The 23,565-nt window shown below is 46.5% G+C and carries 28 protein-coding genes; 3 read left to right on the forward strand and 25 right to left on the reverse strand.

Translation table 11 applies throughout. The features are described 5' to 3' along the window. Positions 1 to 109: 109 nt before the first annotated feature. From EC604_RS00335 to spoIIIAA, 18 genes are all read right to left on the reverse strand, one after another. Positions 110 to 1,015 (reverse strand): polyprenyl synthetase family protein, encoded by a 906-nt coding sequence (locus tag EC604_RS00335; protein WP_123062252.1) that lies wholly within the window; start codon positions 1,013 to 1,015, stop codon positions 110 to 112. Beyond that, entirely contained in the window at positions 1,008 to 1,265 is a 258-nt protein-coding gene (xseB, locus tag EC604_RS00340; protein ID WP_090922507.1) for an exodeoxyribonuclease VII small subunit, read from the reverse strand. Before xseB ends, EC604_RS00335 begins: the two co-directional genes overlap by 8 nt. Further along, positions 1,255 to 2,619: an exodeoxyribonuclease VII large subunit gene (xseA, locus tag EC604_RS00345; protein WP_123062253.1), complete on the reverse strand. Its 1,365-nt coding sequence runs from the start codon at positions 2,617 to 2,619 to the stop codon at positions 1,255 to 1,257. Before xseA ends, xseB begins: the two co-directional genes overlap by 11 nt. A 10-nt stretch (positions 2,620 to 2,629) precedes the next feature. Continuing rightward, on the reverse strand, positions 2,630 to 3,487 hold the full coding sequence (gene folD / locus EC604_RS00350) for a bifunctional methylenetetrahydrofolate dehydrogenase/methenyltetrahydrofolate cyclohydrolase FolD (RefSeq protein WP_123062254.1): 858 nt from the start codon (positions 3,485 to 3,487) through the stop codon (positions 2,630 to 2,632). A gap of 101 nt (positions 3,488 to 3,588) precedes the next feature. Continuing rightward, positions 3,589 to 4,041, reverse strand: coding sequence for a transcription antitermination factor NusB (gene nusB, locus EC604_RS00355; protein ID WP_123062255.1), 453 nt, complete (start codon positions 4,039 to 4,041; stop codon positions 3,589 to 3,591). 216 nt (positions 4,042 to 4,257) lie between these two features. Continuing rightward, on the reverse strand, positions 4,258 to 4,491 hold the full coding sequence (locus EC604_RS00360) for a DUF2273 domain-containing protein (protein WP_123062256.1): 234 nt from the start codon (positions 4,489 to 4,491) through the stop codon (positions 4,258 to 4,260). Between the two features lie 14 nt (positions 4,492 to 4,505). Further along, positions 4,506 to 5,045 (reverse strand): alkaline shock response membrane anchor protein AmaP, encoded by a 540-nt coding sequence (gene amaP / locus EC604_RS00365; protein ID WP_090922517.1) that lies wholly within the window; start codon positions 5,043 to 5,045, stop codon positions 4,506 to 4,508. Positions 5,046 to 5,191: 146 nt separating this feature from the next. Further along, positions 5,192 to 5,602, reverse strand: coding sequence for an Asp23/Gls24 family envelope stress response protein (locus tag EC604_RS00370; protein WP_090922519.1), 411 nt, complete (start codon positions 5,600 to 5,602; stop codon positions 5,192 to 5,194). A 217-nt stretch (positions 5,603 to 5,819) separates the two neighbouring features. Beyond that, complete coding sequence (gene accC, locus EC604_RS00375) at positions 5,820 to 7,163, reverse strand: acetyl-CoA carboxylase biotin carboxylase subunit (RefSeq protein WP_123062257.1); 1,344 nt, start codon at positions 7,161 to 7,163, stop codon at positions 5,820 to 5,822. A 53-nt stretch (positions 7,164 to 7,216) separates the two neighbouring features. Further along, complete coding sequence (gene accB, locus EC604_RS00380) at positions 7,217 to 7,681, reverse strand: acetyl-CoA carboxylase biotin carboxyl carrier protein (protein ID WP_123062817.1); 465 nt, start codon at positions 7,679 to 7,681, stop codon at positions 7,217 to 7,219. Positions 7,682 to 7,820: 139 nt separating this feature from the next. Next, the gene (locus tag EC604_RS00385) at positions 7,821 to 8,651 is read right to left on the reverse strand and encodes a SpoIIIAH-like family protein (RefSeq protein ID WP_123062258.1); all 831 of its coding nucleotides are present in this window, start codon (positions 8,649 to 8,651) and stop codon (positions 7,821 to 7,823) included. A gap of 67 nt (positions 8,652 to 8,718) precedes the next feature. Continuing rightward, complete coding sequence (gene spoIIIAG / locus EC604_RS00390) at positions 8,719 to 9,357, reverse strand: stage III sporulation protein AG (RefSeq protein WP_123062259.1); 639 nt, start codon at positions 9,355 to 9,357, stop codon at positions 8,719 to 8,721. Between the two features lie 15 nt (positions 9,358 to 9,372). Then, positions 9,373 to 10,224 carry a stage III sporulation protein AF gene (gene spoIIIAF / locus EC604_RS00395; protein ID WP_123062260.1) on the reverse strand — a complete coding sequence of 284 codons (852 nt, stop codon included), beginning with the start codon at positions 10,222 to 10,224 and terminating at the stop codon, positions 9,373 to 9,375. A gap of 32 nt (positions 10,225 to 10,256) precedes the next feature. Next, positions 10,257 to 11,447 (reverse strand): stage III sporulation protein AE, encoded by a 1,191-nt coding sequence (gene spoIIIAE, locus EC604_RS00400; RefSeq protein ID WP_123062261.1) that lies wholly within the window; start codon positions 11,445 to 11,447, stop codon positions 10,257 to 10,259. Positions 11,448 to 11,467: 20 nt separating this feature from the next. Further along, the gene (gene spoIIIAD / locus EC604_RS00405; RefSeq protein WP_123062262.1) at positions 11,468 to 11,857 is read right to left on the reverse strand and encodes a stage III sporulation protein AD; all 390 of its coding nucleotides are present in this window, start codon (positions 11,855 to 11,857) and stop codon (positions 11,468 to 11,470) included. A 31-nt stretch (positions 11,858 to 11,888) separates the two neighbouring features. Next, a complete protein-coding gene (gene spoIIIAC / locus EC604_RS00410; protein ID WP_017687585.1) occupies positions 11,889 to 12,092 on the reverse strand; it encodes a stage III sporulation protein AC in 204 nt (67 codons plus the stop codon). A 29-nt stretch (positions 12,093 to 12,121) separates the two neighbouring features. Further along, positions 12,122 to 12,640 (reverse strand): stage III sporulation protein SpoIIIAB, encoded by a 519-nt coding sequence (gene spoIIIAB, locus EC604_RS00415; protein ID WP_123062263.1) that lies wholly within the window; start codon positions 12,638 to 12,640, stop codon positions 12,122 to 12,124. Then, a complete protein-coding gene (gene spoIIIAA / locus EC604_RS00420) occupies positions 12,633 to 13,637 on the reverse strand; it encodes a stage III sporulation protein AA (RefSeq protein WP_240036587.1) in 1,005 nt (334 codons plus the stop codon). Before spoIIIAA ends, spoIIIAB begins: the two co-directional genes overlap by 8 nt. A gap of 253 nt (positions 13,638 to 13,890) precedes the next feature. Between spoIIIAA and EC604_RS00425 the strand changes: the two genes are divergently transcribed. Beyond that, positions 13,891 to 14,640, forward strand: a complete 750-nt coding sequence (locus EC604_RS00425) for a 2-phosphosulfolactate phosphatase (RefSeq protein WP_123062264.1) — start codon at positions 13,891 to 13,893, stop codon at positions 14,638 to 14,640. Positions 14,641 to 14,729: 89 nt separating this feature from the next. Here the strand turns inward: EC604_RS00425 and EC604_RS00430 are convergent, their stop codons facing one another. From EC604_RS00430 to EC604_RS00450, 5 genes are all read right to left on the reverse strand, one after another. Continuing rightward, positions 14,730 to 15,983, reverse strand: coding sequence for an aspartate kinase (locus EC604_RS00430; protein ID WP_123062265.1), 1,254 nt, complete (start codon positions 15,981 to 15,983; stop codon positions 14,730 to 14,732). 192 nt (positions 15,984 to 16,175) lie between these two features. Then, on the reverse strand, positions 16,176 to 16,733 hold the full coding sequence (gene efp / locus EC604_RS00435) for an elongation factor P (protein WP_123062266.1): 558 nt from the start codon (positions 16,731 to 16,733) through the stop codon (positions 16,176 to 16,178). A gap of 41 nt (positions 16,734 to 16,774) precedes the next feature. Next, positions 16,775 to 17,848, reverse strand: a complete 1,074-nt coding sequence (locus EC604_RS00440; RefSeq protein ID WP_123062267.1) for a M24 family metallopeptidase — start codon at positions 17,846 to 17,848, stop codon at positions 16,775 to 16,777. Between the two features lie 39 nt (positions 17,849 to 17,887). Continuing rightward, complete coding sequence (gene aroQ, locus EC604_RS00445; protein WP_123062268.1) at positions 17,888 to 18,331, reverse strand: type II 3-dehydroquinate dehydratase; 444 nt, start codon at positions 18,329 to 18,331, stop codon at positions 17,888 to 17,890. A 77-nt stretch (positions 18,332 to 18,408) separates the two neighbouring features. Continuing rightward, the gene (locus EC604_RS00450; protein ID WP_429349986.1) at positions 18,409 to 18,915 is read right to left on the reverse strand and encodes a YqhR family membrane protein; all 507 of its coding nucleotides are present in this window, start codon (positions 18,913 to 18,915) and stop codon (positions 18,409 to 18,411) included. A 319-nt stretch (positions 18,916 to 19,234) separates the two neighbouring features. Here EC604_RS00450 and EC604_RS00455 point away from each other — a divergent pair, with 319 nt between their 5' ends. Both EC604_RS00455 and EC604_RS00460 read left to right on the forward strand, forming a co-directional pair. Next, the gene (locus EC604_RS00455; RefSeq protein WP_123062269.1) at positions 19,235 to 20,227 is read left to right on the forward strand and encodes a DUF1385 domain-containing protein; all 993 of its coding nucleotides are present in this window, start codon (positions 19,235 to 19,237) and stop codon (positions 20,225 to 20,227) included. A 5-nt stretch (positions 20,228 to 20,232) separates the two neighbouring features. Continuing rightward, positions 20,233 to 20,571 carry a hypothetical protein gene (locus EC604_RS00460; RefSeq protein WP_123062270.1) on the forward strand — a complete coding sequence of 113 codons (339 nt, stop codon included), beginning with the start codon at positions 20,233 to 20,235 and terminating at the stop codon, positions 20,569 to 20,571. 94 nt (positions 20,572 to 20,665) lie between these two features. Here the strand turns inward: EC604_RS00460 and EC604_RS00465 are convergent, their stop codons facing one another. After that, positions 20,666 to 21,667, reverse strand: a complete 1,002-nt coding sequence (locus EC604_RS00465; protein WP_123062820.1) for a patatin-like phospholipase family protein — start codon at positions 21,665 to 21,667, stop codon at positions 20,666 to 20,668. 127 nt (positions 21,668 to 21,794) lie between these two features. Beyond that, positions 21,795 to 23,402 carry a family 10 glycosylhydrolase gene (locus EC604_RS00470; protein ID WP_123062271.1) on the reverse strand — a complete coding sequence of 536 codons (1,608 nt, stop codon included), beginning with the start codon at positions 23,400 to 23,402 and terminating at the stop codon, positions 21,795 to 21,797. Positions 23,403 to 23,565 lie beyond the last annotated feature (163 nt).

A 23,565-nucleotide genomic window follows, 5' to 3' on the forward strand; every position in this document is an offset into this window, starting at 1 on the left:
ATTATGTACTCCCCAATGATGAAAGGACTTTTTCGTTTATTGGCATGAATAGGCCATTACTATCATTACACCGTTCATTTCACATTGAATCAGCCTGCTTCGTTAAATGTTAATGGTCACGACTCATCAGATAATCGGCAATCTCCATTAACCGCGAAGCATCCGGCAATTGCGCTCGTTCAAGTGCATCTTTAGCCGATTGCGTGAGGGAATTCACTTCGGCAACGGAAGCTTCCATTCCAATGAAGTACGGATAAGTTACCTTCTGCTGATTCACGTCACTTTGCGTTTTTTTCCCCATCTTCTGCTCGTCGCCCGTCAAGTCCAAAATGTCATCCTGAATCTGGAACGCAAGCCCTAAATCCCGGCCAAATACGCGTAGAGCCTCGAGCTGTCCTGGTGTAGCTCCGCCGATGCGAGCACCTGCAAGGAGGGAAAAGACAATCAGATCACCTGTTTTATGCAGATGAATATACTGAAGCTGAGACAAATCAGTCATTCCTTGCTCGCCTTCCATATCAGCAACTTGCCCCCCGACCATGCCTCTGGCTCCTGCAAGTTCAGCCAAATCCTGGACAATAGCTAACAAAGCATAAGCATCTACTCCGCTTTGACGTCCAGCCTGAACAATGCTGTAGAAAGCATGGGTTAGCAGTGCATCTCCTGCTAGAATGGCTGTTGCTTCGCCATATACTTTGTGATTCGTTAATTTTCCCCTACGGTAATCATCATTATCCATCGCAGGCAAGTCGTCGTGGATCAACGAATATGTATGAACCATCTCCACGGCGCAGGCTACCGGCATCGCAGCTGTACGCTCCGCACCGAAGGCTTCCGCCGCAGCAACGACCAGAAGTGGACGAAGGCGTTTACCTCCAGCCATTAATGAATACTGCATCGATTCCGTGAGCGAACGAGGCACATCCCAATGCCCGGGAAGGGTATGTTTCAGCGCTTCTGTAACATCTCCAGTAACTTCCTGAAGATAAGCTTCGAATGAAAGGCGGTTACTCATTGATCTCACCGCTCTCCTCGTCAGCCGTACCAAAAGGCTTCTTGCGAAGCTCCCCATCTTCTTCTACGATCATCTCGATCTTGCGTTCCACTTGTTCAAGCTTCAAACCGCATAACTGGGAAAGTTTCATTCCGCGCTGAAACAAATCAATCGCTTGTTCCAGAGGAACATCCCCATGCTCCAGCTGACCTACGATGTCTTCTAATGCCGCCATTGCCTCTTCAAAATTCAGTTCCGGTTCATTCGCCATGGATGTTGTTGTCCTCCTTCATTCCCCAGACCTGACAGTCCAGCTGTCCGTCCGCTAATTTGATCTTCACCGAGTCGCCCGGCTGTACATCATTTATGGATTTAATCAGTTGCTGTTCCTTCTCATCGTAGACTAGACTATAACCACGTGACATTACCTTCAGCGGACTGAGTGCGTCGAGATGCCGTACAAGCGACTTCCATTGTTGTTGCTTGCTACGTGCAATTGATCTCATCGCAAGTTCAAGTTGCTTACGAGCCGCAGCATTATCCCGACGTGCTGTATTCACTTGTTCCCGAGGATTAAAACGCTGTAAAGCCGTTCGCAACCGTTCTTGTTTTTCTCCTGTCCATTTCATGCGTGTATTCACACTTCGTTGCAAGCGTTGATGCAGCATATCCAGACGTTCCGTATGTTGCATCAACGTTCTGCGCGGATGCACCAGCACTGGAGAACGCTGAAGACGAGTTAGGCGTTCTCGATGGTACACAGCACGTTGTTTCAGACTGTTTTGTAATTGGCGCTGTCTTCGTGCAATCTGTTCCATCAGCTCTGCACGATTCGGCACAGCAAGTTCCGCTGCCGCCGTTGGTGTCGCAGCACGTAAATCCGCAGCAAAATCCGCAATCGTAAAGTCCGTTTCATGACCAACCGCAGAGATCACTGGAATGGTCGAAGCTGCAATGGCACGAGCTACAATTTCTTCGTTAAAAGCCCACAGTTCTTCGAGTGATCCACCGCCCCGTCCCACAATAAGCACATCTGCTTCAGCCATATGGTTAAAGTTGTTTATCGCTCTGACGATGGATGGCGCGGCCCCCTTGCCTTGAACAAGCACCGGGTACAAAACAACTTTAGCCGATGGATATCTTCGGTGCAGTGTGATCATAATGTCACGAACAGCCGCTCCTGTAGGAGATGTTACAACACCAATGGTATTTGGATAACGTGGAATGGCTCTTTTGCGAGCAGGAGAGAACAATCCTTCGTCCTCCAGTTTCTTTTTCAACTGCTCATAGGCCAGATACAGACTGCCTATACCATCTGGTTGCATATGTGTCGCATAAAATTGATACTGCCCGTCACGTTCGTATACCGAAACGTTACCACGCGCAATAACCCTTGCACCCTCCTTCGGTACAAAGGGTAAACGCTGATTATGTGAGGCAAACATGATGGATTTGATTCGACTGTCCTTATCCTTTAACGTAAAATACATGTGGCCGCTGGAGTGATGCGTGAAATTGGATATCTCTCCGCGCAGCCAGACGTCCGACAGAACCTGATCCGATTCCAGTTTCATCCGGATATATCGGTTCAGGTCTTTAATAGAGTAAATTTTCTGCTCTGCCACAGACAGTTACCTAGGCCAATCCGTGAGCGCGTTTTGCCGCGATCAGAGTGTTCTGCATCAACATGGTGATTGTCATTGGACCAACGCCCCCAGGAACAGGTGTAATTGGGCCAGAGACTTCTTTTACACTTTCAAAATCTACATCCCCTGCGAGTTTTCCGTTATCTAAACGATTCATGCCGACATCGATGACAACAGCACCTGGTTTAACATAATCGGCATCCACAAAATTAGCACGACCGATCGCTACGACCAGAATATCCGCTTGACGTGTAATTTCCTTCATATTAGCTGTACGGGAATGACACATCGTTACGGTTGCATTTTCACGCTGCAACAGTAAGGATACCGGTTTACCTACAATGTTACTGCGACCGATAACGACAGCGTGTTTACCGGACATTTCCAGACCCGTGCGTTTAATTAATTCAATGACACCTGCAGGTGTACATGGGAGCAAGCTGTCATCACCGATAACCAAATTCCCCACATTCACTGGGTGGAATCCATCTACGTCTTTCTCTACAGCAATCGCATCGATTACCGCTTTCTCTTCAATGTGGCTAGGCAATGGAAGTTGCACAAGGATACCATTGATGGATTTCTGATTGTTCAGCTTGTCCACGAGTGCTAGCAAATCCGCTTGCGATGTACTTGCATCCAACCGATGTACTTCAGAGTAAAAGCCGAGGTCATGACATGCTTTTTCCTTATTACGCACATAAACTTGAGAAGCCGGATCTTCCCCTACGAGCACAACAGCCAGACCAGGTACTACTCCCTGTTCGCTAAGTTGTTTTACTTCTGCAGTCATGCTCGCGCGGATCTCTTGGGATACTTCCTTACCGTTAATAATAGATGCTGTCATTGTACTCTCTCCCTTATATGAACATATATTAGATAAAACGATCTAGATACATCCTTACAGAAAAGCTGGCTTGTTTACTCTACTCCATTCAGGATGTTGCCTCAGGAAAATTTTTGCTTGATGCTATCCACTTCCTGAATCATGCGGCCAAGAACACCATTAACGAACTTGCCTGATTCATCTGTACCAAAATACTTCGACAGTTCAATCGCTTCGTTGACCGAAACTTTGGCTGGAACATCATCACGGAACACCATCTCATACGTGGACAAACGCAAAATTTGGCGGTCTACACGCGACAACCGGCTCAGTTGCCAGCCTTTCAAATAGTCCACAAGCAAACCATCAATCGCTTCCTTATGACTCCATGCACCTTGAACCATTTCGGTAACGTAGCTGCGCATTTTTTCTTCATCACGGATTTCAACTTCCGTTTCATTCTCTCCAGCTGCTTCGTTAATCAGCATATTCACCGCTTCAGTTGCGCTCACTTCATTCATTTCCATCTGATACAGACTTTGTACTGCAATTTCCCTTGCCAAACGTCTTTTCATGTCCTGCCTCCTGCAGCGCTCAATCACGAGCGTCATCATGCTTATTTTAAAATTCAAGGAAACCATTCCATTACCCTATACAGGATACCCATGGCTCCTCTCTGATATTGCGATCTCTTTTCACAAAAAAACCTGCAAAACGTTTCCTCCGAAAATCGGGCAACTCAAACTACAGTTCTATTTTCGGAAGAAACATATTGCAGGGTTCTGATAGGTTTATTTGAACGGACGCCAGCGATCTCCAAGCCATTGTCGTAACTCACCCCAAGGGATGAACGAGCCTAGCCTCGCATCGCTTCGTCTGCCAAATGTATACCCGATGAACACCAAAAGTGCAAAGAACAACATATCCCAAAAACCGATCCATACATAAAGAAATCCTAATAGAATACCGAAGGCTACGCCAAGAATCCGTCCCTTGTAACTATCCCAAATCTCTTTCCACAACATCTGTGAAACTCACCTCATTCCACGCGACTCTTGTAGTTAGGCGACTGGGTCACATTAGCGATATACACGGTTACAAAAGAAACAGGAATGCCTGTAATCTCTTGCACATGATCATGTATCGCCTTTTGCAGATCCGTAGTCAGAGCCGGGATAGGTGTCTCCCCATCCACAACAGCCCGAATCTTAATCTCCAGTCCGGACTCCACCACGCGAATGCGCGCCTTGACGTCACGTACTCCGCGAAAACGGGAAGTGGCCTTCAGACAGAGATTTTCAATCGTCTCCATCGAAATCTGCACGTCCCCGAACTCGGTACGTTGATCCACTGAAGGTAACGAGCCACGCTCGCGGCGAATCGAGATGTAGAAAAAACGCAAACTCAGGACAAACAAAATTGCTGCCGCGACAATCGACGCAACAATAACATTTTGTTCCTGCTGGTAATTCAATTCGTATGGCAGCACACCGCTAATCAGTAAGATGACCGCTGCCGATATTGCTCCTACGCTTATGCTGTATATAAACAACAGAAGCCGATCCAGTATTTTAGCCACGAACTGCACAGCCTCCCTTGCTCACTCACATTGCTTAACTGCTGAAAAGCTTAACGTTGATCCCCTTGTCCATCCCAAGTGCATAACGAAAGACCCGTCCAAGACGGGATAACCCCCGACAGAAGTGCCGGGGGAAATCTGTCTTTTTATTTTACACGTTGCGTGTTCAGGTCGATCTCTTCCACTTTTTCAGCACTCTTGAACTGAACGTCATGAATGTGAACATTCACTTCATTCACGTTCAATCCTGTCATGTTTTCAATGGAGCGCTTCACGTTTTGTTGGATTTCAGTAGCAACCTGTGGCAAACGGTATCCATATTCAATAATAACGGAAACGTCCACAGCTGCTTCGCGTTGACCTACTTCAACCTTAACCCCTTTTGAAAGGTTTTTACGGCCGAGCAATTCCGCGAATCCACCTGCGAATCCACCGCTCATTCCTGCTACTCCTTTGACTTCCACAGTTGCAAGTCCAGCAATCACTTCAATAACTTCAGGTGCGATCTGGATTTCACCGATATCCGTACGTTCAAATTCTGTCGGTAGTGTACTCATAAATGTTCAACACACCTTTCGCGAGATAAGTTTGCGGCCGTCCGTCAGGGCGCCGGTTCATTTTCACAACACTCAGAACCCTTACGGTCCGGCTTTGCCGGAGCTCCTGCAACCATCCGCTAATAGGCGGGCTTATCCGATGCAGGAGACATGCGCTCTTATTATTACATACTATATCATTTGGGCTACATTATGACAAACAAGCCCAATATGACTGTTAAATCTCGTTTTCCTCGAGAAATTTAATATCGAAATCTCCGCGAATAAACGTTGGATGCTCCAACAGTTTCTGATGGAAAGGAATCGTTGTTGAGATACCTTCAATCGCAAATTCTGCCAAAGCACGCTTCATTTTAGCGATCGCTTCATCACGAGTTGCACCCCAAACGATCAATTTCGCAATCATGGAGTCATAGAACGGCGAGATGGTGTAACCAGGATATGCTGCGCTGTCCACTCGAACTCCAGGTCCACCCGGTGCAAGGTAAAAACCAATCTTGCCTGGTGCAGGCATAAAGTTACGGTCAGGATCTTCAGCGTTGATCCGGCATTCAATCGACCATCCGTTAATGACCACATCTTCCTGACGGAAAGAGAGCGGATTACCTTCGGCAACGGAGATCATTTCACGGATCAGATCTACACCTGTTACCATCTCAGTAACGGGATGCTCCACCTGAATACGTGTATTCATCTCCATAAAGTAGAACTCACCATTTGGACTAAGCAGGAATTCCAGAGTACCGGCTCCCGAGTAATTTACCGCAAGTGCAGCACGCACAGCAGCTTCTCCCATGAGTGTACGAACTTCCTCGTTGATCACAGGACACGGTGCTTCCTCAACAAGCTTCTGACGTCGGCGCTGAACCGAACAGTCACGCTCGCCAAGATGCACGGCATTGCCATGCTTGTCAGCCATGATCTGAATTTCAACGTGCTTCATGCCTGTAAGGAATTTCTCCAGATAGACACCAGCGTTCCCGAATGCTTTCTGAGCTTCCTGTTGTGCAGCCGTGATCTGTTTCACCAGTTGCTCTTCGTCTTCAGCGATCCGAATTCCTTTACCCCCACCACCAGCGGTAGCTTTGATAATGACAGGATACCCGATATCACGTCCGATCATAATCGCTTCTTCGGTTGTTTCTACAAGGCCGTCTGATCCAGGAATGACAGGCACGCCTGCATCCTTCATCGTCTGCTTCGCTACAGCCTTGTCACCCATCTTGGTGATGGCTTCCGGTGAAGGGCCAATGAATGTAATGTTGCAGGAATCACAGATTTCCGCAAAATCAGCATTCTCGGCTAAAAATCCGTATCCAGGGTGGATGGCGTCACATTCCGTCAAAGTAGCCACACTCATCAGGTTCGTAAAGTTAAGGTAACTGTCCTTAGACAGTGTTGGTCCGATACAGTAAGCCTCGTCTGCAAGACGGACATGCAAAGAATCCTTGTCCGCTTCCGAGTAAACAGCCACTGTCGATATGCCAAGTTCACGGCAGGCGCGAATAATGCGCACAGCAATCTCACCACGATTGGCAATCAATATTTTATGAAATTTCATTTCGTCATTGTCCTCCTTCGAAGCTCATGCGGCTGCTGTAGAACAGTTAACCTTTATTCCGGTTTTACCAAGAACAGAGGCTGTCCATATTCGACAAGCTGTCCATTTTCAACCAGCACTTCAACGATTTCTCCCTTGATGTCCGCATCAAGCTCGTTCATCAGTTTCATGGCTTCGATGATGCATACCGTTGTTTTCTCCACAACTTTATCACCCACGCTCACAAAAGGACCCGCTTCCGGTGAGGAAGCTCTGTAAAATGTACCTACCATCGGAGATACGATTTTATGTAAATGACTTGTTGTATCGGCTTGCGGAGCAGCTTCACTCACTACTGCAGCAGGCTGTACCTGCGGAGCAGCAATCATCTGTGGTTGTACGGCAGCAGCCTGTACGAACTCCGTTTTACCCGGTTTGCGAATCGACAAACGTGATCCTTCATTTTCAATTTCCAATTCCTGAACAGAACTTTCATCTACCAATTTGATCAGTTCTTTAATTTCGCTCAATTTAAACATTTCCATTATTCACTCCTTCGGCATCATGCCAGTCTCACGAGGACGGTCATATGGCTTTTAGTATTATATCATAATCATTAAAAATGGAAAGAGCCCGAGAGTCGAACAAGCTCCCGGGGCTTCCTTATCACATTTCCGATTACTGCTCTGTGACATATTGCACGCTGATTTTGTTTTGTGATACAGACAATTCTTTCATAACCAGATCAACAATAGAAACCGCCTGTTTAACGTCAAGTTTGTCACTCAGAACCACCACTTTATACTTGTCAGCCTCTTCTTGAACGACTGCATTTGCAAATTGTTGGGAAAGTGTCTCTTCAATGCCTGTAATTTTGGCTTCTTTATCTTCAAGTACTCGGAGTTGTTCTGTCGCTTTTGCATTTTCTTCCGGTGTTTTACTGAGATCTCCTGCAATGGTCATCAATTCCTCGTACTTACGGTTGTTACTCTCTTCACGCTGCCACTGGTAATTCTGGAACTGACTGCTTGCGGACACAGCAGTATTTTGCTGTTCCATCTCTTTCAGCACTTCTTCATCCGTTTTAGCAGCAGTCCCCTCTGTTTTCCCTTCAGTTTCCGGGGTAGTCGCCGCTCCTTTTTCCGCACTACTTTCTGACTTTTGATCCGTTTCTCCTTCTTTGCTGCCTGGTTCAGTGGCGGGTGTTTTTTCTGCACTTCCCGCTTCCTTACCTTCTGCGCCAGTTGTGTTTTCAGCCGGGTTCGCCGTACCGGAATCACCAGTAACCTCTCCGCTGTTCACAACCTCGTTGATGACCAGACCTTCTGTTGGATCAAGAATACCGGCGGTTTCCTTTGCCTCACCTTGTTTCATCGCATCCACCTGCTGACTGTCAGCTACAGGGGGATTTACTGGCCCAGAATCTTCAGTGAACAGATAATATGCGGACAAAATAACCATCAGACTCAGCATGGAAACGAGCCATATTGTTTGACGTTTGTTATTCATTTAAAATATCCTCCTCAAAAATAGGGTTGATTCTGACAACACATCTCTTCTTATCATCATTCGAAGCTTAATCCTGCTTACGCGGAACAACCGAGATCCGGTAAGCCGCTACGTTCAAACCTTTTTCAACAGCATCTGTAATCAGGTCTTTAACAACCTTGTTCTCTGCACCTTTTGCCACAACCAGCACTCCGCGGATTTGCGGTTTCAACTTTTTCGTGACGATGGGTGTCTGATCCCCTGATAATTCATACGTAATGATCTCACCGTCCCGGGTATATTGCGTCATATGCCGTTTGCCACCATTGGCATCCGTCTCCTCTGTAAGCTGCTGTGAATCTTTGACGTTCCGCTGCACCACCAGTTCTTCCGTAGAATCCACGGTAACCATCACATCCACAGTGCCTACACCAACGATATTTTCCAGCACGCCTTTGATTTTGTCTTCAAATGCCATTTCTATCGCCTGAAAAGGATTTTCTTCCAACAGACCATTTTGCATCGCCGACATGGAAGTAGCTTGTTCTGGTGGTTCCCGACCGATGTTTTCGGAATCAATTTTTTTGACGTTGACAAAGGAATTAAACAGCATGATGCCCACACCGATCAGTCCCAGAATGATCAGCCACCGTAAGGTTTGACTGCGCTTCGCACCACCTTCACCGCCACCCATCCAGCTTTCCAGCTTTTTGAACCAGTGTTTCATCGGATCGCCTCCTTTTCAGAGCACTTCTGCATTTTTTGTCTCCGTCACTCGCACCTGGCTCGCATCAACTTCCCACTTCTCTTTGAGCAATGTGATAATTTGTACTGCGTGTTCAGACCGTGAACCACTTGTTTGCTGTACGTTGGAATCCTTACTATCGCTCCAGGTAACAGGAGTTTCGGTATTTTGATTAGAAGCGACTTGCTCTCTCTTTGATTGCTCGGATCGCTCGACACTTGACTCAATCTGTATATTTTTAATTTCAATTGGATCAATCTGAATAGATTGAGTACTTGGGTTATTTTCATCCTGTCCTACCGCATCTTTGGTTTCTGTCATCGGGCTGCTACTCACAGGTTCGGCCACATCCGCATCCGTTTTCGAATCAACTTTTCCAGTTGCAAGTTGCACCTCTACATGCTGAATGACAGGCAGTTCAACAGAAGTGGCTGCTTGGGTATCCGAATTTGTTTTCTTCATCGCCAGTTGCACCTCAACCGACTGAACCTTTGCGCCCGTTGTCTCCTCAATCTGACCTTTCATAACGTTAGCCAGTTCCTTCGCCGTCCACTTCAAAGTTTGCAGTTGTTCGCTCGCCTGCATTCGTTTCCCTTGAGCCAGAATATGCTCCAGTGTGGCTTGCCCATCTGCGGGAGCATCCATTGCAGTCATGGCTCGTTTCAGTTCGCCTACGGGATCACTTTTCAATAACTTGGTGATGGGTGATAACAGGGTCAGCAGGATGAGAAGGCTCAGCACAAGCTTGACGTAACGCTCCATGGAACGATTCGGAAGCAGCATATCTACAAACGTTGCGAGTAAAACGATCATGATCAGATCCTGCAGCCAGTTGCTCAGCCACCCCATCCTCTCCAGCCCCTTTCCCTGCAGACAGGTATTTAACGCATCATGACCGTAAGATTGCCTGCGGTCAGCAGAATCGTAATCGCCAGAAAAAACATGAGTCCAACCGCGGCCAGTGCTGCGAATACATAAATCATGCTTTTACCGATCGCTTGCAGGCAGTCTACGATCGGTGTCTCTCCCAGCGGCTGCATTATCGCTCCGGTCACGTTGTAGATCAAGGCCAGCGCCAGAATCTTAATAGCCGGAAACGCACACAGGAACAAGATAATAATGACTCCTGTCAGTCCGATCGCATTTTTGACTAGCAGTGATGCCGTGATCACCGTATCTGTTGCATCTGCAAATGTCCTCCCTACAACGGGTACAAAGTTTCCTGCAATGTATTTGGCTGCCTTTAAGCTGACGCCATCCGCAACCGATCCCGAAGCTCCCTGTACCGAAATAACCCCTAGAAACATCGTGAGCAGAATTCCCAGCAAGGCTACACTGATGTTTCGCAACAGATCAGCCATTTGTGTCAATTTGTATTTATCCGAAAGCGAGCTCACCAGATGCAACACCGCCGAGAAGAAGAGAAGAGGGAATACCAGCAGATGAATTAGCGTACTTACGAGATGAATCATAAAAATAATTAGCGGGTGCGTCACCGAAACTGTAACGACATTGCCCATTGAAGCGAGCAGTGTGAACAAAAGTGGAACCATCGCCATCATAAAGTTGATCATGCTGGATATGGCCTCTTTTGCGTAACCAATCGCCACGCTAAAGCTGTTGATCGCGATGATAATGATGACCAGATAACAGATCGAATACGCAATTTTGCTAATATTGTTTTTCTCGAATGCGGTCTGAAGTGTCTCCAGAATCATGCTCAGCACCGTTAACATTACGATCGTGACTAAAAGTTTGCCGTTATATAAAATTTCATGGAGCATAAACGTGCCAATGGCAGAAAATACCGATTTCAGACTAAATCCTTCATTTCCGGGAATTAACATATCCATGAAAGATGGTGTTTTGCCTTCTGGAAAAAAACCACCGTATTGTTTCATTAGCTGATTCCAATATTTCTCCACCTGATCCTTCGGAAGCTGATCGGCCTGCTGCTCTATCCACTCGTTTGAAGGTGTAGTAGCCACAACCTGTCCAATTACACCGAACATGAAACATATCATCAGCACAATGATGAGGCGCCAGCGCGGCTTGTTATGCATCAATTTCATTAATTATCCGCACGCCCTTTCTACACCGGCATCAGTTTCATCACGGTCTCGATAATGATGCTAATGATCGGAATTGCGAGTACAAGAATCAGCACTTTGCCAGCCAGTTCAATCTTGGATGCGATGCTCTCTTGCCCGGCATCTCTGACAATCTGTGCACCGAATTCGGCAATGTAAGCAATGCCGATAATCTTCAATACTGTTTTCAGATAGATGCTCTCCATACCGGAATTTTCAGCAAGTCGCTTCAGCACTTCGATCACTGCGCCAATTTTGCCAATCAACAGCATAAAGATCACTACACCAGTGGCTGCCGCAATCAGAAAGGCAAACATTGGCTTTTGTTCCTTAATGACTAAAATCAGTACGGTTGCAATGAGTGCCAAACCAACAACTTGAATAATCTCCACGGGTCACCACCATCCGGCTTCATGACCGTTTTCATTGAAAAAGAAATATGGATTTAATCTCTTGCAGCAGGCTGTCCAGCATTCGAACAACCATGAACAGTACAACGACAAATCCGATTACGGTCACCCAGTGAGCCATATCTTCCTTTCCCATTTGTTTCAGCACGGTATGAATCATTGCTATAATGATTCCAATGCCCGCAATTTGAAAGATTGCGTTCACTTCTAAATTCATGACCTTGGCACCTCGCTATCCCGGCTATTTCAGAAGATCAGTATGACGATTAACGCTCCGACAAGCATCCCCAGGCTGCGGCTCATTCGTTCGTACTTCACTTGATCGGCCTGTGCGCGGGATTCCTCATGCATAAGTTGCTGAATGGCTAACGAAATATGTTTGGTCTGATCTTGACGATCACTGGTGCCAAGGCTGAAACTCAACTGGAGCATGACTTCCCGTTCGTCTGACTTCATCGCTGATTTCCCCCATGCCTCCTCGACACCGGCTTGCAGACTCTCCCTGGCTGTAAGGCCATGTGGGGGTTCCATCCGTGTGGATGCGTGTAAAAAAAGAGTTTTCACCGGCTCTTTGGTCTGAGCCCCCATCTTGCTCATCGCATCAGGCAGCGGCGTTAAGCCGTAATTAATCTCTGTCAACAGCCGTTGTAGCGCTGCAATCAACTCACGCAGCTGCCTTGGCCGCAATGCATATTGCCTCGCCTTGTAAAATCCGGCGAGAGTACTTGCTAGCAGAATCAGCACCGCGCCAAGCATATTAAGCAAAGGCTTCACCTCCTGCCCCGGTCTGTTGCAACCCTCTCATCTTGCCATCGGACAGTCGAAAGCTCATGCCTCTGCTCGTTCGCTGTAGCTGTACATACCGCTGAAACATCTGCTCGGCAATCAGTGTTTTCAAGGCGGGTCTTGCAGATAGTTCAGACAGATCCCGTGCGTGGGCTGTGGCAATGACAGAAACTCCTGCATGCAGAGCCTCCATAACTGCCTCCGCATCCTCTGGCCGCCCAATCTCGTCCACAATTAGAACATCCGGTGACATGGAACGAAGCATCATCATCATGCCTTCAGCCTTAGGGCATCCATCCATAACGTCTGTGCGCGGCCCTACATCGAAGCTAGGCACACCTTTGTAACTTCCCGCTATTTCAGAACGTTCATCTACAATGCCCACTTTTAGTCTTGGGCGTATCCCCTGCCTCAGTTCATCACCATTTGTCAGTTTCGAGCCGTTGCTGATCTGCCTTGCCAAATCTCGCAGTAACGTTGTTTTGCCTTGCTGAGGTGGAGATAGAATCAGGGTATGCATCACCTGCCCGTTCCTCATATCTAGCAAGTATGGAAGAACCGAGTCAGCCACGCCTTGTACTTCCCGGGCAACACGGACGTTAAATCCGTTGATATCCCGTAAATATTCTACACGCCCTCCACTGAGCACCGTCCGGCCAGCTAGTCCGATTCGATGCCCTCCCGGGATGGTGATGAATCCTTTTCGCAATTCTTCTTCCAAGGTATAGAGCGAATGATTGCTTATGAGATCAAGCAGTCTGTGCGTTACTTCTTTCAGAGGAACATATGCTTCCTCTGGTTTTCCCGTTGGTATACCTTCTGGGGTGAGAAAGTGATAATTGCTGCCTGCATTAATCTCCAGTGGCCTGCCTTCTCGAATACGGATTTCCTCTACTTGTTCCAATAAGGCGGGCGGCATTCTGCCCAGAATGGTTCGGATGGGTTCCGGAAAAAGATCCCTCCATTTCACTTTCATGAGTAGGCTCCTCCAACTTGATTAATTTCATCTCTGATGCTTGTTCATATCTCAAGTTTATGCCTGTACATTCATTTTATGACGCTGAAATCTATCAATTCTTTAAGGATGATGAATGAGAGCCAAAACTCATAGACATCTCTTGTTCTAGGCACCTGTCTAGACATTCATGCATATAGTGCTTGCAGACAGATGGACTGTTCCACTGAGAAACCAATGCTCGATCCCGAGGAACAAAAAGGAGTTGTGGGGTGTGCGTGTCGACGTTGTAGGTAATGTAAATGAAGTGCGAACGATAGATATTGAAGGGCGAAGTGTCGTTGTCATTGATGTTTTGCGAACAACAAGCACAATTGTGACCGCGCTTGCCCATCATGCTGCGGGGGTTATTGCTACGGAGACTGTTCCGCAAGCCAAACAGATGTGGGTTGGAAACAGTATTCGGGGTGGAGAACGTTTTGACAAAAAAATAACCGGATTCGATGCGGGTAATTCTCCCTATGAATATATGAGTGGTGACATCGCGGAAAAAGTCATTATCCTTACCACAACAGATGGTACGAGAGCTCTGATCAAGGCATCCAGAGCCAGACATATACTTGCGGGAGCATTGTTAAACGTTAGAGCGGTTGCTTCCGCTCTACTGGAATTACAACGGGATATTTTGTTGTTATGTGCTGGAGAGCAGGATGAGTTTGCTTTGGAAGACGGCCTATGTGCCGGATGTATTATTGAAGAGTTGTATCGTCAGACCCGTTCTCCATTGCAACTAAACGATCTTGGAATCATTTTGCATCAGGCTGTGTCTCAATCTCATGATCGCATCATGGACCTGATTCGCACATCATCCAGTGCACGCAGACTGGATAAACTGGGAATGACGCATGATGTCACCTACTGTTCACAATTGAATCTACTGGATTGTGTACCCGAGATGAGGGAGGGCAATGAGTTAAAACCTTACCGTAAATTACGAGGTGGGAACATGTGCAAACGGCTGTAGTTATAGATAAAAAAAGGTGTAACGGCTGCCCATGGGCAGCCGTTACACCTTTTTGTTTATCCGTTTATTTGTAGAATCATTTACTTGATTTATCTGCGAATTTGCGGTCCACCGATTACGGCTTGCTCAGCCGTATCCAGATCATACGCTGTGTGCAGCGCTTTAATCACATCATGAAGCTTCTCTCCATCGATAACGCATGACACCTTGATCTCAGATGTGCTGACCATCTTGATGCTAACGCCTTCACCAGAGATCACTTTGAACATCTTAGCAGCTACACCTGGATGACTCACCATCCCCGCACCAACAATCGAGATTTTAACCAAGTTCTCTTCGGAAGTCACTTCACGGTAAGGCAGACGGCTGTGCAAACCTTCGATGACACGAAGTGCCTTCTCGCGATCCGACAAGGCAACCGAGAAGGAGAAGTCCGCTTTGCCATCCTGAACTCCGCTCTGCACGATAATATCGACGTCCAGTTGCTCACTAGCCAGTTCGCCAAATACTTCGGCAAGGACACCCGGGACATCGGGTACACCCAAAATACTGATGCGAGCTACGTTTTTGTCATATGCGATTCCACTTACCACTACCCCTTGTTCCATTGCTGCTTCCTCCTTCACAACCGTTCCTTCATTATGGTTAAAGCTTGATCTTACAATCAGAGGTACACCGGAATGCTTCGCGTACTCAACCGCACGCGGATGCAATACCGCCGCTCCCAGATTCGCAAGCTCCAGCATTTCGTCGTAGGATATTTCCTTCAATTTGCGTGCCACCTTGACGATCCTCGGATCAGTGGAATAGATTCCGTCCACATCCGTATAGATTTCACAAGCGTCCGCTTGAATTGCCGCTGCGAGCGCAACAGCTGTTGTATCCGAACCACCGCGGCCCAGTGTAGTGATCTCGCCGTCTTCCGTCATGCCTTGGAAACCAGCAACAATAACGATATTGCCCTCAGCGAGCGCCGATTTGACACGCTCAGGACGGATATCCTGAATCCGAGCTTTACCGTGAACCGGTTCTGTTCGGAAACCGGCTTGCCATCCTGTAAAGGATACGGCCTTGCGTCCAAGTGCCTGAATGGCCATGGATAATAAGGAGATCGAAATTTGTTCCCCTGTCGTCAGCAACATATCCATTTCACGAGCAGGCAAATCACTGTTTAGCAGCTTCGCCTGATCAATCAAATCATCTGTAGTATCCCCCATGGCCGAAACCACGACGACACATTGATGTCCTTCATCCGCTTTTTCTACAACACGTCCGGCTACACGCTTCATGCGTTCTGTATCTCCGACCGAGCTGCCCCCAAATTTCATGACGTACAATGACAACGCAAATCCACTCCCTACCTTGTGCAGTATGCATCAATTGATATCTTTCGTCATTATTCTCTACGAGAAATGACTTTAACCCAGTATATTACGAAAGCGCCTGATAGGCTAATCTTTTTTCAAAAAAACCCTTTGCCATATGCATGGCAAAGGGTCTTCACTTCTGGCTATAGAGCTTACAGCAAGTGAAAGTTACGCACGGGAAGAGTATTTACCTTCACGTGTATCAATCAGAAGCACGTCGCCTTCATTGATGAACAAAGGAACTTGTACATTCAGACCTGTTTCCACTTTTGCGTTCTTCGTAGCGCCTTGAGCTGTGTTACCTTTAACGCCTGGCTCTGTTTCAATAACTTTCAGCTCAACGCTTGTAGGCAGATCGATACCCAGGATTTCACCTTGGTAACTAACGATCTTCACGTTCATGTTTTCTTTCAGGAAGTTCAGTTCCCACTCCAGTTGATCGCTAGTCAGTGTGAATTGATCGTATGTTTCATTGTCCATAAATGTATGCTCAGAACCACTTGCATACAGGTAAGATACACCACGGTTTTCGATAATTGCACGACCAATCGTTTCACCTGCACGGAATGTACGCTCAACGGTGTTACCGTTACGCAGGTTTTTCAATTTGGAACGTACGAACGCAGCACCTTTACCTGGTTTTACGTGTTGGAAATCAAGTACGGTATAGATATCATTGTCTACTTGTACGGTCAAGCCTGTTTTAAAATCGTTAACTGAAATCACAAAAAATCCCTCCTGATATAAGTAAAAAGTATGTTCGTATGTTAGCCAATAACGGTGAACTTTTTGTCCGATTTCGTAAGAATATGAATACCTGACTCGGTAATCACAACGTCATCCTCAATTCGTACGCCGCCAAGTCCATCAATATAAATCCCCGGCTCAACTGTAACCACCATACCCGGTTTCAACACATCATCGCTAAGCTTGGACAGACGCGGAGCTTCATGAACCTCCATACCCAGACCATGGCCCGTGCTGTGTCCAAACTGTTCTCCATATCCATAGCCTGCAATGATATCCCGAGCAAGTGCATCCGCTTCCCGTCCGGTCATACCTGGTTTCAGGTTCTCCAGCGTATGTAATTGTGCTTCCAGTACGATGTCGTAAATCTTGCGCAGTTCAGGTACAGGATTACCTGTTGCGATCGTGCGCGTAAGATCTGAACAGTAACCGTCCAGTAACGCACCAAAGTCAAACGTAATCAGTTCGTCCTGTCCAATCACCTTGTTGCTGGCTACGCCGTGAGGCATGGCAGAACGTTCACCTGAAGCGACAATGGTGTCAAAGGAAGAGCTTGTTGCTCCATGCTTGCGCATGAAGAACTCCATTTCCAGATCCACTTCACGTTCAGTCATTCCCGGTTTAGCAAATTGCAAAACGTGACTGAATGTAGCATCTGCCAAATCTGCAGCACGCTGCATCACCGCGATCTCTTCTGCATCCTTGAACATACGAAGTTGCTCCACAATACCGGACACCGCTCTCAGTTTAACCGATTGCAATGTTTCCGCATAAGAAGCATGCGTACCAAATGTAACCGAATCCTGCTCGAAGCCCACTTCGGTGATATTCGCTGCTGCCAGCAAATCACGTACAGAATCCATCGGTTTTACACCGTGTTCCACCACGTTGAAGCCTTTGGCTTGAGAGGATGCTTGTGCCATATAACGGAAATCAGTAAGCAAACAGGCTTCCTGTTCAGTAATAAGCACATATCCTGCCGAACCAGTAAATCCCGTCATATAACGGCGGTTAATTGGATTCGTGATCAGCATTGCTTTGAGTTCACGCTCAGCCATGGCCTCACGTAACTTGTGTACTCGTTTGTTTTCCATCGGTAACCCTTCTTTCTCTCACATTCCCGGGTTCCCGGCTCAGGTTTGTTTGTCCAGATGACGCACGAGAGCCAGCAATCCCAGTTCATAGCTTACTTCGCCAAATCCGGCAATCTGCCCGATCGTTTCTGCTGCAAGCACTGAATGATGTCTGAACGCTTCGCGTGCATGAATGTTGGATAGATGAACCTCCACGGTAGGAACTTTCACGGCATTGATTGCATCACGAATCGCATAGCTGTAATGAGTAAAAGCCCCGGCATTCAGCATGATCCCGTCTGCCTCACCCATTGCGGCATGAATGCGGTCAATAATGTCCCCTTCATGGTTGGATTGATAAAAAGCGATGGAGACGCCCAATTGTTCAGCTTGTCTGCGAATTTTGTCTTCAATATCCTTCAGACTAAGCGTTCCATAGATACCTGGTTCACGAACACCAAGCATGTTTAGGTTCGGGCCATTGATTACAATAATTCGTTTCATCGCTGCTCCACCCTCTCTGCAAATAACCATCTGCTATTTTAACACAGCCGTTACCAGATTGAGAAGCTTTTTTGCGTCTAGGCTCCTGCATGCTCTGGCTCCCGTTTCCTTTCGTCGGTGTACTCCATCGCTACGGTGTAACCTATGAACAGCCCCCAGAGGAGAAAGAAACAAATTTCTGTGAAAATTGAATCCCATGTCAATTGATTTAACGGTTTCATCATTCCGAGTTTAGGTCCAAGGAGGATAAAGAGGATCACCCACCAGACGATTCCATACACCATGCCGGGAAACGGCCCTTTTAATTTTCGAATGGTAAAGGTATATAACAGCGAAGCAAAGATGGAAAACACGATAAAACACAGCAAGCCTGTCAAGTGACCTGCCGGCGTATATATATATTTATGCTTGAAAAAAGGTTCCGCCAAAAAACCCACGGGTACAACCGTAAAATGTAGCAGATGGAATAACCAGTGGATGCCGCCCCATATTAGCCCAGCAAAGAACCCCAGCTCCAGCGCAAAAGAAAACGGATTTGTGAAATAGTGCGCATCCCCCTGCCTTGGCACGGAGCGCCGTTTCATCAAGTTTTCGTCACGCTCTCGCGGATGTTGCCGATTTGTGCGTTGGTCCGCTTTACCTTCGTGATTATGATTCGTTGATACGTCCTCATGAATATGATCTGTCATCATAAACGTCCCCTTCTTCGCAAGATGATCTCGCAGCCATGCTAGATATTTTCTCACAGTTCTAGGGCGTAGTATGTTCAAAACAGGACAATCTTAACAGCATCACTTGCCTTTTCTCTCGTAAACTAGAAATTGCTCTCAAAATTCGATACAATAAGGATATTAAACTGCCTTTGATTGTAAAGGCTTAGAACAGAATAGGAAGGTGAATAATTTGCCTCAACAATCCAAGCCTGTCAGCTACGGGGGGCAAGCTGTCATCGAGGGTGTAATGTTTGGCGGTAAACACGTCAATGTTACAGCCGTGCGTAGAAAAGACGGCGAAATTACGTATCTGGAAGTTCCCAAGCAAGACAAGACCTGGGTCATGAAATTGCGGCGGATTCCTTTATTACGCGGAATTGTCAGCATTATAGATTCAAGTGTCAAAGGTAGCAAACATCTTAATTACTCTGCTGACGCTTATGCTGATGATGAACTCGAACCTGAAGAAAAAGCCAAACAACAAGAGAAACAAGGAACTGGCTGGAGTCTGAGCATGATTATCGGTGTGACTGCAGTAGCCATTCTTTCCTTCCTTTTCGGCAAAATTGTGTTGACGTTGCTTCCTGTCGTGATCGAGGACTTCTTATTTAAAAATGTATTCGACAATCAATTTTTGCATAATGTATTGGAAGGTGTCATCAAGCTGATCCTGTTACTCGCTTATCTGTGGCTAATCTCGCAGACACCGATGATTAAACGCCTGTTTCAATACCACGGCGCAGAGCATAAAGTCATAAGTGCATACGAAGCTGGCGAAGAACTTACACCGGAAAACGTTCAGAAGTACAGCAGACTGCATTACCGCTGTGGTAGTAGCTTTATCATGTTGACTGTCATCATCGGTATTTTCTTGTACTCCGTATTCACATACGATAATTTATGGGAACGGATGGGACAGCGTTTGCTTTTGTTGCCAGTTGTACTTGGTGTTTCGTTCGAGCTACTCAAGATTACGAATTCGCTTCGTGATATTCCTGTGCTCCGTTATCTGGGATACCCTGGCCTGTGGTTGCAATTGCTTACTACCAAAGAACCTACGAACGCTCAAGTGGAAGTATCCATTGCATCGTTTAACCGCATGCTTGAACTGGACGCCAAGCTTGCTAACGTTTCGACCGCAACGGAAGTTCCTGTAGCAACACTTGATCCTGTGAAAGGGTGAATGATATGAATAAGCAGGCAATTGTATTTTGGGCATTCATCGTGCTGGCTGCTCTTGGGGTTATCGGTTTATTGGGTAGAGCCTCGTTCTCCAGTATTCTGATCCCTCTGATCGTGTTCGGAGTTGTGTTCCTGCTGTACAAATATCCGCCTGCCCGTTGGTCACGAAAAGCCAAAACACCAAAGATCAAACCTTCGGCAAAAACGATGGCTAAAGTGAACGCACAGAATAATGTCAGTGCAAGAAAGAGCAGTTCGTCCAAGAAACGCAAGGACTATCCTTTTCAGGTCATTCAGGGCCAAAAAGGAAAAAGCAACGAAGAGGACATCCCTAAATATCACTGATTTGTCATTTCGGTGATGTCTCTGTTTTCTTTTTACGGTAAAATAAAACCCAAAAAGCAATTCTCCATCATCCGGAGAATTGCTTTTTTATGTTTTATACGGGAACCAACGGCGGTGGATCCGCCTGTTTCTTCCGAATTTCTTTTCGCTGCTTTTCCAATTGCTCGTTGTACATCTTTGTATTCCATGTGTTGAAAAATTCCAGGCCGGAGGCAACGCCTGAGCGATATAAGTTCGTGCTGTCCTGAACAGAAAGATTAAATTGTGTCGGTTTAATGCCAAGCGTAGGAATTTTAACCGTACGGAATCGGTTAATCTGCTCAATGTAACGCTCATCGTGAGCCGTTAACATCGTCTCGACAAGCGCTTGCAACATGGTCAAAGGCCCTTTAATTCGTGCAGGTTCTACTTCAGTCTTACCTACCATTTTAAAACCGACTACTGGAATGATCTCTCCTCCTGATTCAGAGCGTTCTCCATCAAACAACCATAGTGGGAAGTTACTTAACAGCCCTCCGTCCACAACATAAACAAACTGATCTTGGAAAGGTAGCCCCTTGGACATTATCGGTGATTTCCGAATAATGACAGGATCAAAAAAATACGGAATGCTACAACTCATACGCACCGCTTTGGCAACCTCAAGTTTCGTCGGCTCAATACCAAAGCGCCGGATATCGTCGGGTAAGACAAGAATGTTTCCGTTGGAAATATCCGATGCGGTAATGAGCAGCTTTCCAGGCGGCAAATCAGCGAAGGTTCGTATTCCTTTTTGTGCCAGCATCTTGCGTATCCATGATTCCAGAGCTTCACCTGAATATAAACCTTTTTTCAAAAACATCCTTGTTGCCGGACCAATCCAGCGTGTATTAAATATAGGTGACCTTTGCAGAAGCGAAGCAAACGGCGTACTCTCAATAATTTCTTTCATCTCCTCGGCCCGGTAACCTGCAGACAGTAGCGAAGCAACAATCGAACCGGATGACGTGCCAGCAACCCGGTTGAATTGCACCCCGCAGTCCTGTGCTCCCTGTACAGCACCTGCAAGCGAAATCCCCTTTACGCCTCCACCTTCAAACACTCCATTAATTAACACCACAAAAACCCCCGTTCTCCAGGCAGCCATGATTCTACTGCCACTGTATGAGAACAGGGGTTGGTCATATAACTATGAGTTGATGAATTCGTGATTATTAATAAAAAAGAATACTGTGCGTTAGACCTTACAATCCATAATAAGATTTCAGTCGTTCAATCAAACCCAGCGGGTTTTTCGTAAGATACTGGGAACTGAAATAAATGTCTCCGCCAATAGATGGATACTTCTGATTATATGTCAATTGATCAATGATTTCTTGTGATGTCTGCCATCCAATCTCTGGCGTTCCGAGTTTATAAGGAGAATGGCCGATGTACAATTTTACATTGGTATTAGCTACCTCATTAACCCACCAATCTACGACCTTATCGTATCTTGCTGCACTTAGCGTCATGCTCCAGTATACTTGTGGTGCAACGTAGTCGATCCAGCCCTGTTTGATCCATGTCCGGACATCTGCATTCATACTGTCATACGCAGTTACACCCGCTTTGGTGTCTGAGCCAGTCAGATCGTTTGCTTTGTTACGCCATACACCAAATGGACTGATCCCATATTCTACATTAGCTTTCGCTTGATGAATACGTTGTCCAAGCTGCTCTACAAACTGATTAATGTTGTCACGGCGCCATGCTGCGCGGTCTGTTGCATTTGACGCGTTATACGTTTTGTAAGCAGCATCATCGTTAAAGGTCACATTAGAAGGATAGAAGTAATCGTCCAAATGCACTCCATCCACGTTGTAGTTATTCACCACTTCCATAATGGTATCCATAATATGCTGTCTTGCTTCTGGAACACCTGGGTTAATATAAAGTTTACCCGATGCATTTACAATCCAGTCCGGATGTAGCTTGGATACATGGTTTGCAGCCAAGTTGGTTGTTGTTGCCGAGTTCGTTGCCCGAAACGGATTGAACCAGGCATGAAATTCAAGCCCGCGCTTGTGCGCTTCCTCAATCATAAAAGCCAATGGGTCGTAGCCTGGATCTTTACCCTGTGTTCCTGTCAGAACACTATTCCAAGGCACCAGACTGGAAGGATAAATGGCGTCTGCATTGGCTCTAACTTGTACAAATACAGCATTGATCCCCATGTCTTTCAATTGATCCAGTTGACTTGTGTACTCCTGTTTCTGTTTCTCTACATTGCCTTTCGCGCCAGAAGATGGCCAGTCACCATTGACTGTAGATATCCAGGCTCCGCGCATCTCATTCGTTGCTGGGGTTACACTTCCTCCTGGTTCTGCAGGTGTTGCTGGAGTTGGTTCTGGCGTTGGCGTAGGTTCTGCTCCGGTGTACAGATCAATGGTTTGAGCCGCCTGATTCCAGCTCACTTGAATTCCCAAATTTTCACTTACAAAACGAATAGGAACCATTACACGACCTTGCTTTAGTTGCACGGAAGCATCCAGATCAACCACGGCATTGTCCACTGTCGCTTGCTGACGTCCACTCGTCATCGTAATCGTTGAATCCGATTTCTGAATCGTCACCGTCCGGGTTGCCTGGGACCATAACACAGAAGCACCCAATCCTTCACTGATGACCCGTAACGGCACCATCGTTACGTTCACCTTGGGAATGATATATGGTGACACATCTGATTCCAGACGCTGACCATCCAGAAAAATAGAAATCTGTTTTGAACTTGCTGCCTGAGCGGTCAACCCTACTGACTGTAATCCAAGAACAAAAATGAGCAGTAGCAACAATCCTTTACGCAATTTCATCAATTCAATCCTCCAACATCATTAAATTTGCGGTAAATTCTACTAGTTTAATAGACGCTTGGCAGACGGGTTTAGTTGCGCAATTGACCAAATGTTGGTTGGAATTAAAATATTGAAATTAAAAATGCTCCTCGCCATTCACCTGGCAAGAAGCATTCTCTAT

The organism is Paenibacillus amylolyticus, from assembly GCF_003719335.1.
Lineage (GTDB): Bacteria > Bacillota > Bacilli > Paenibacillales > Paenibacillaceae > Paenibacillus > Paenibacillus amylolyticus_D.

Excerpts from the sequence above, each read along its gene's own strand:
- EC604_RS00335 (WP_123062252.1), bottom strand. The coding sequence starts at position 1,015 with ATGAGTAACCGCCTTTCATTCGAAGCTTATCTTCAGGAAGTTACTGGA.
- xseB (WP_090922507.1), bottom strand. The coding sequence starts at position 1,265 with ATGGCGAATGAACCGGAACTGAATTTTGAAGAGGCAATGGCGGCATTA.
- folD (WP_123062254.1), bottom strand. The coding sequence starts at position 3,487 with ATGACAGCATCTATTATTAACGGTAAGGAAGTATCCCAAGAGATCCGC.
- nusB (WP_123062255.1), bottom strand. The coding sequence starts at position 4,041 with ATGAAAAGACGTTTGGCAAGGGAAATTGCAGTACAAAGTCTGTATCAG.
- EC604_RS00360 (WP_123062256.1), bottom strand. The coding sequence starts at position 4,491 with ATGTTGTGGAAAGAGATTTGGGATAGTTACAAGGGACGGATTCTTGGC.
- EC604_RS00370 (WP_090922519.1), bottom strand. The coding sequence starts at position 5,602 with ATGAGTACACTACCGACAGAATTTGAACGTACGGATATCGGTGAAATC.
- accC (WP_123062257.1), bottom strand. The coding sequence starts at position 7,163 with ATGAAATTTCATAAAATATTGATTGCCAATCGTGGTGAGATTGCTGTG.
- accB (WP_123062817.1), bottom strand. The coding sequence starts at position 7,681 with ATGTTTAAATTGAGCGAAATTAAAGAACTGATCAAATTGGTAGATGAA.
- EC604_RS00385 (WP_123062258.1), bottom strand. The coding sequence starts at position 8,651 with ATGAATAACAAACGTCAAACAATATGGCTCGTTTCCATGCTGAGTCTG.
- spoIIIAG (WP_123062259.1), bottom strand. The coding sequence starts at position 9,357 with ATGAAACACTGGTTCAAAAAGCTGGAAAGCTGGATGGGTGGCGGTGAA.
- spoIIIAF (WP_123062260.1), bottom strand. The coding sequence starts at position 10,224 with ATGGGGTGGCTGAGCAACTGGCTGCAGGATCTGATCATGATCGTTTTA.
- spoIIIAE (WP_123062261.1), bottom strand. The coding sequence starts at position 11,447 with ATGAAATTGATGCATAACAAGCCGCGCTGGCGCCTCATCATTGTGCTG.
- spoIIIAC (WP_017687585.1), bottom strand. The coding sequence starts at position 12,092 with ATGAATTTAGAAGTGAACGCAATCTTTCAAATTGCGGGCATTGGAATC.
- spoIIIAA (WP_240036587.1), bottom strand. The coding sequence starts at position 13,637 with ATGAAAGTGAAATGGAGGGATCTTTTTCCGGAACCCATCCGAACCATT.
- EC604_RS00440 (WP_123062267.1), bottom strand. The coding sequence starts at position 17,848 with ATGGAAAACAAACGAGTACACAAGTTACGTGAGGCCATGGCTGAGCGT.
- aroQ (WP_123062268.1), bottom strand. The coding sequence starts at position 18,331 with ATGAAACGAATTATTGTAATCAATGGCCCGAACCTAAACATGCTTGGT.
- EC604_RS00450 (WP_429349986.1), bottom strand. The coding sequence starts at position 18,915 with ATGAAACGGCGCTCCGTGCCAAGGCAGGGGGATGCGCACTATTTCACA.
- EC604_RS00460 (WP_123062270.1), top strand. The coding sequence starts at position 20,233 with ATGAATAAGCAGGCAATTGTATTTTGGGCATTCATCGTGCTGGCTGCT.
- EC604_RS00470 (WP_123062271.1), bottom strand. The coding sequence starts at position 23,402 with ATGAAATTGCGTAAAGGATTGTTGCTACTGCTCATTTTTGTTCTTGGA.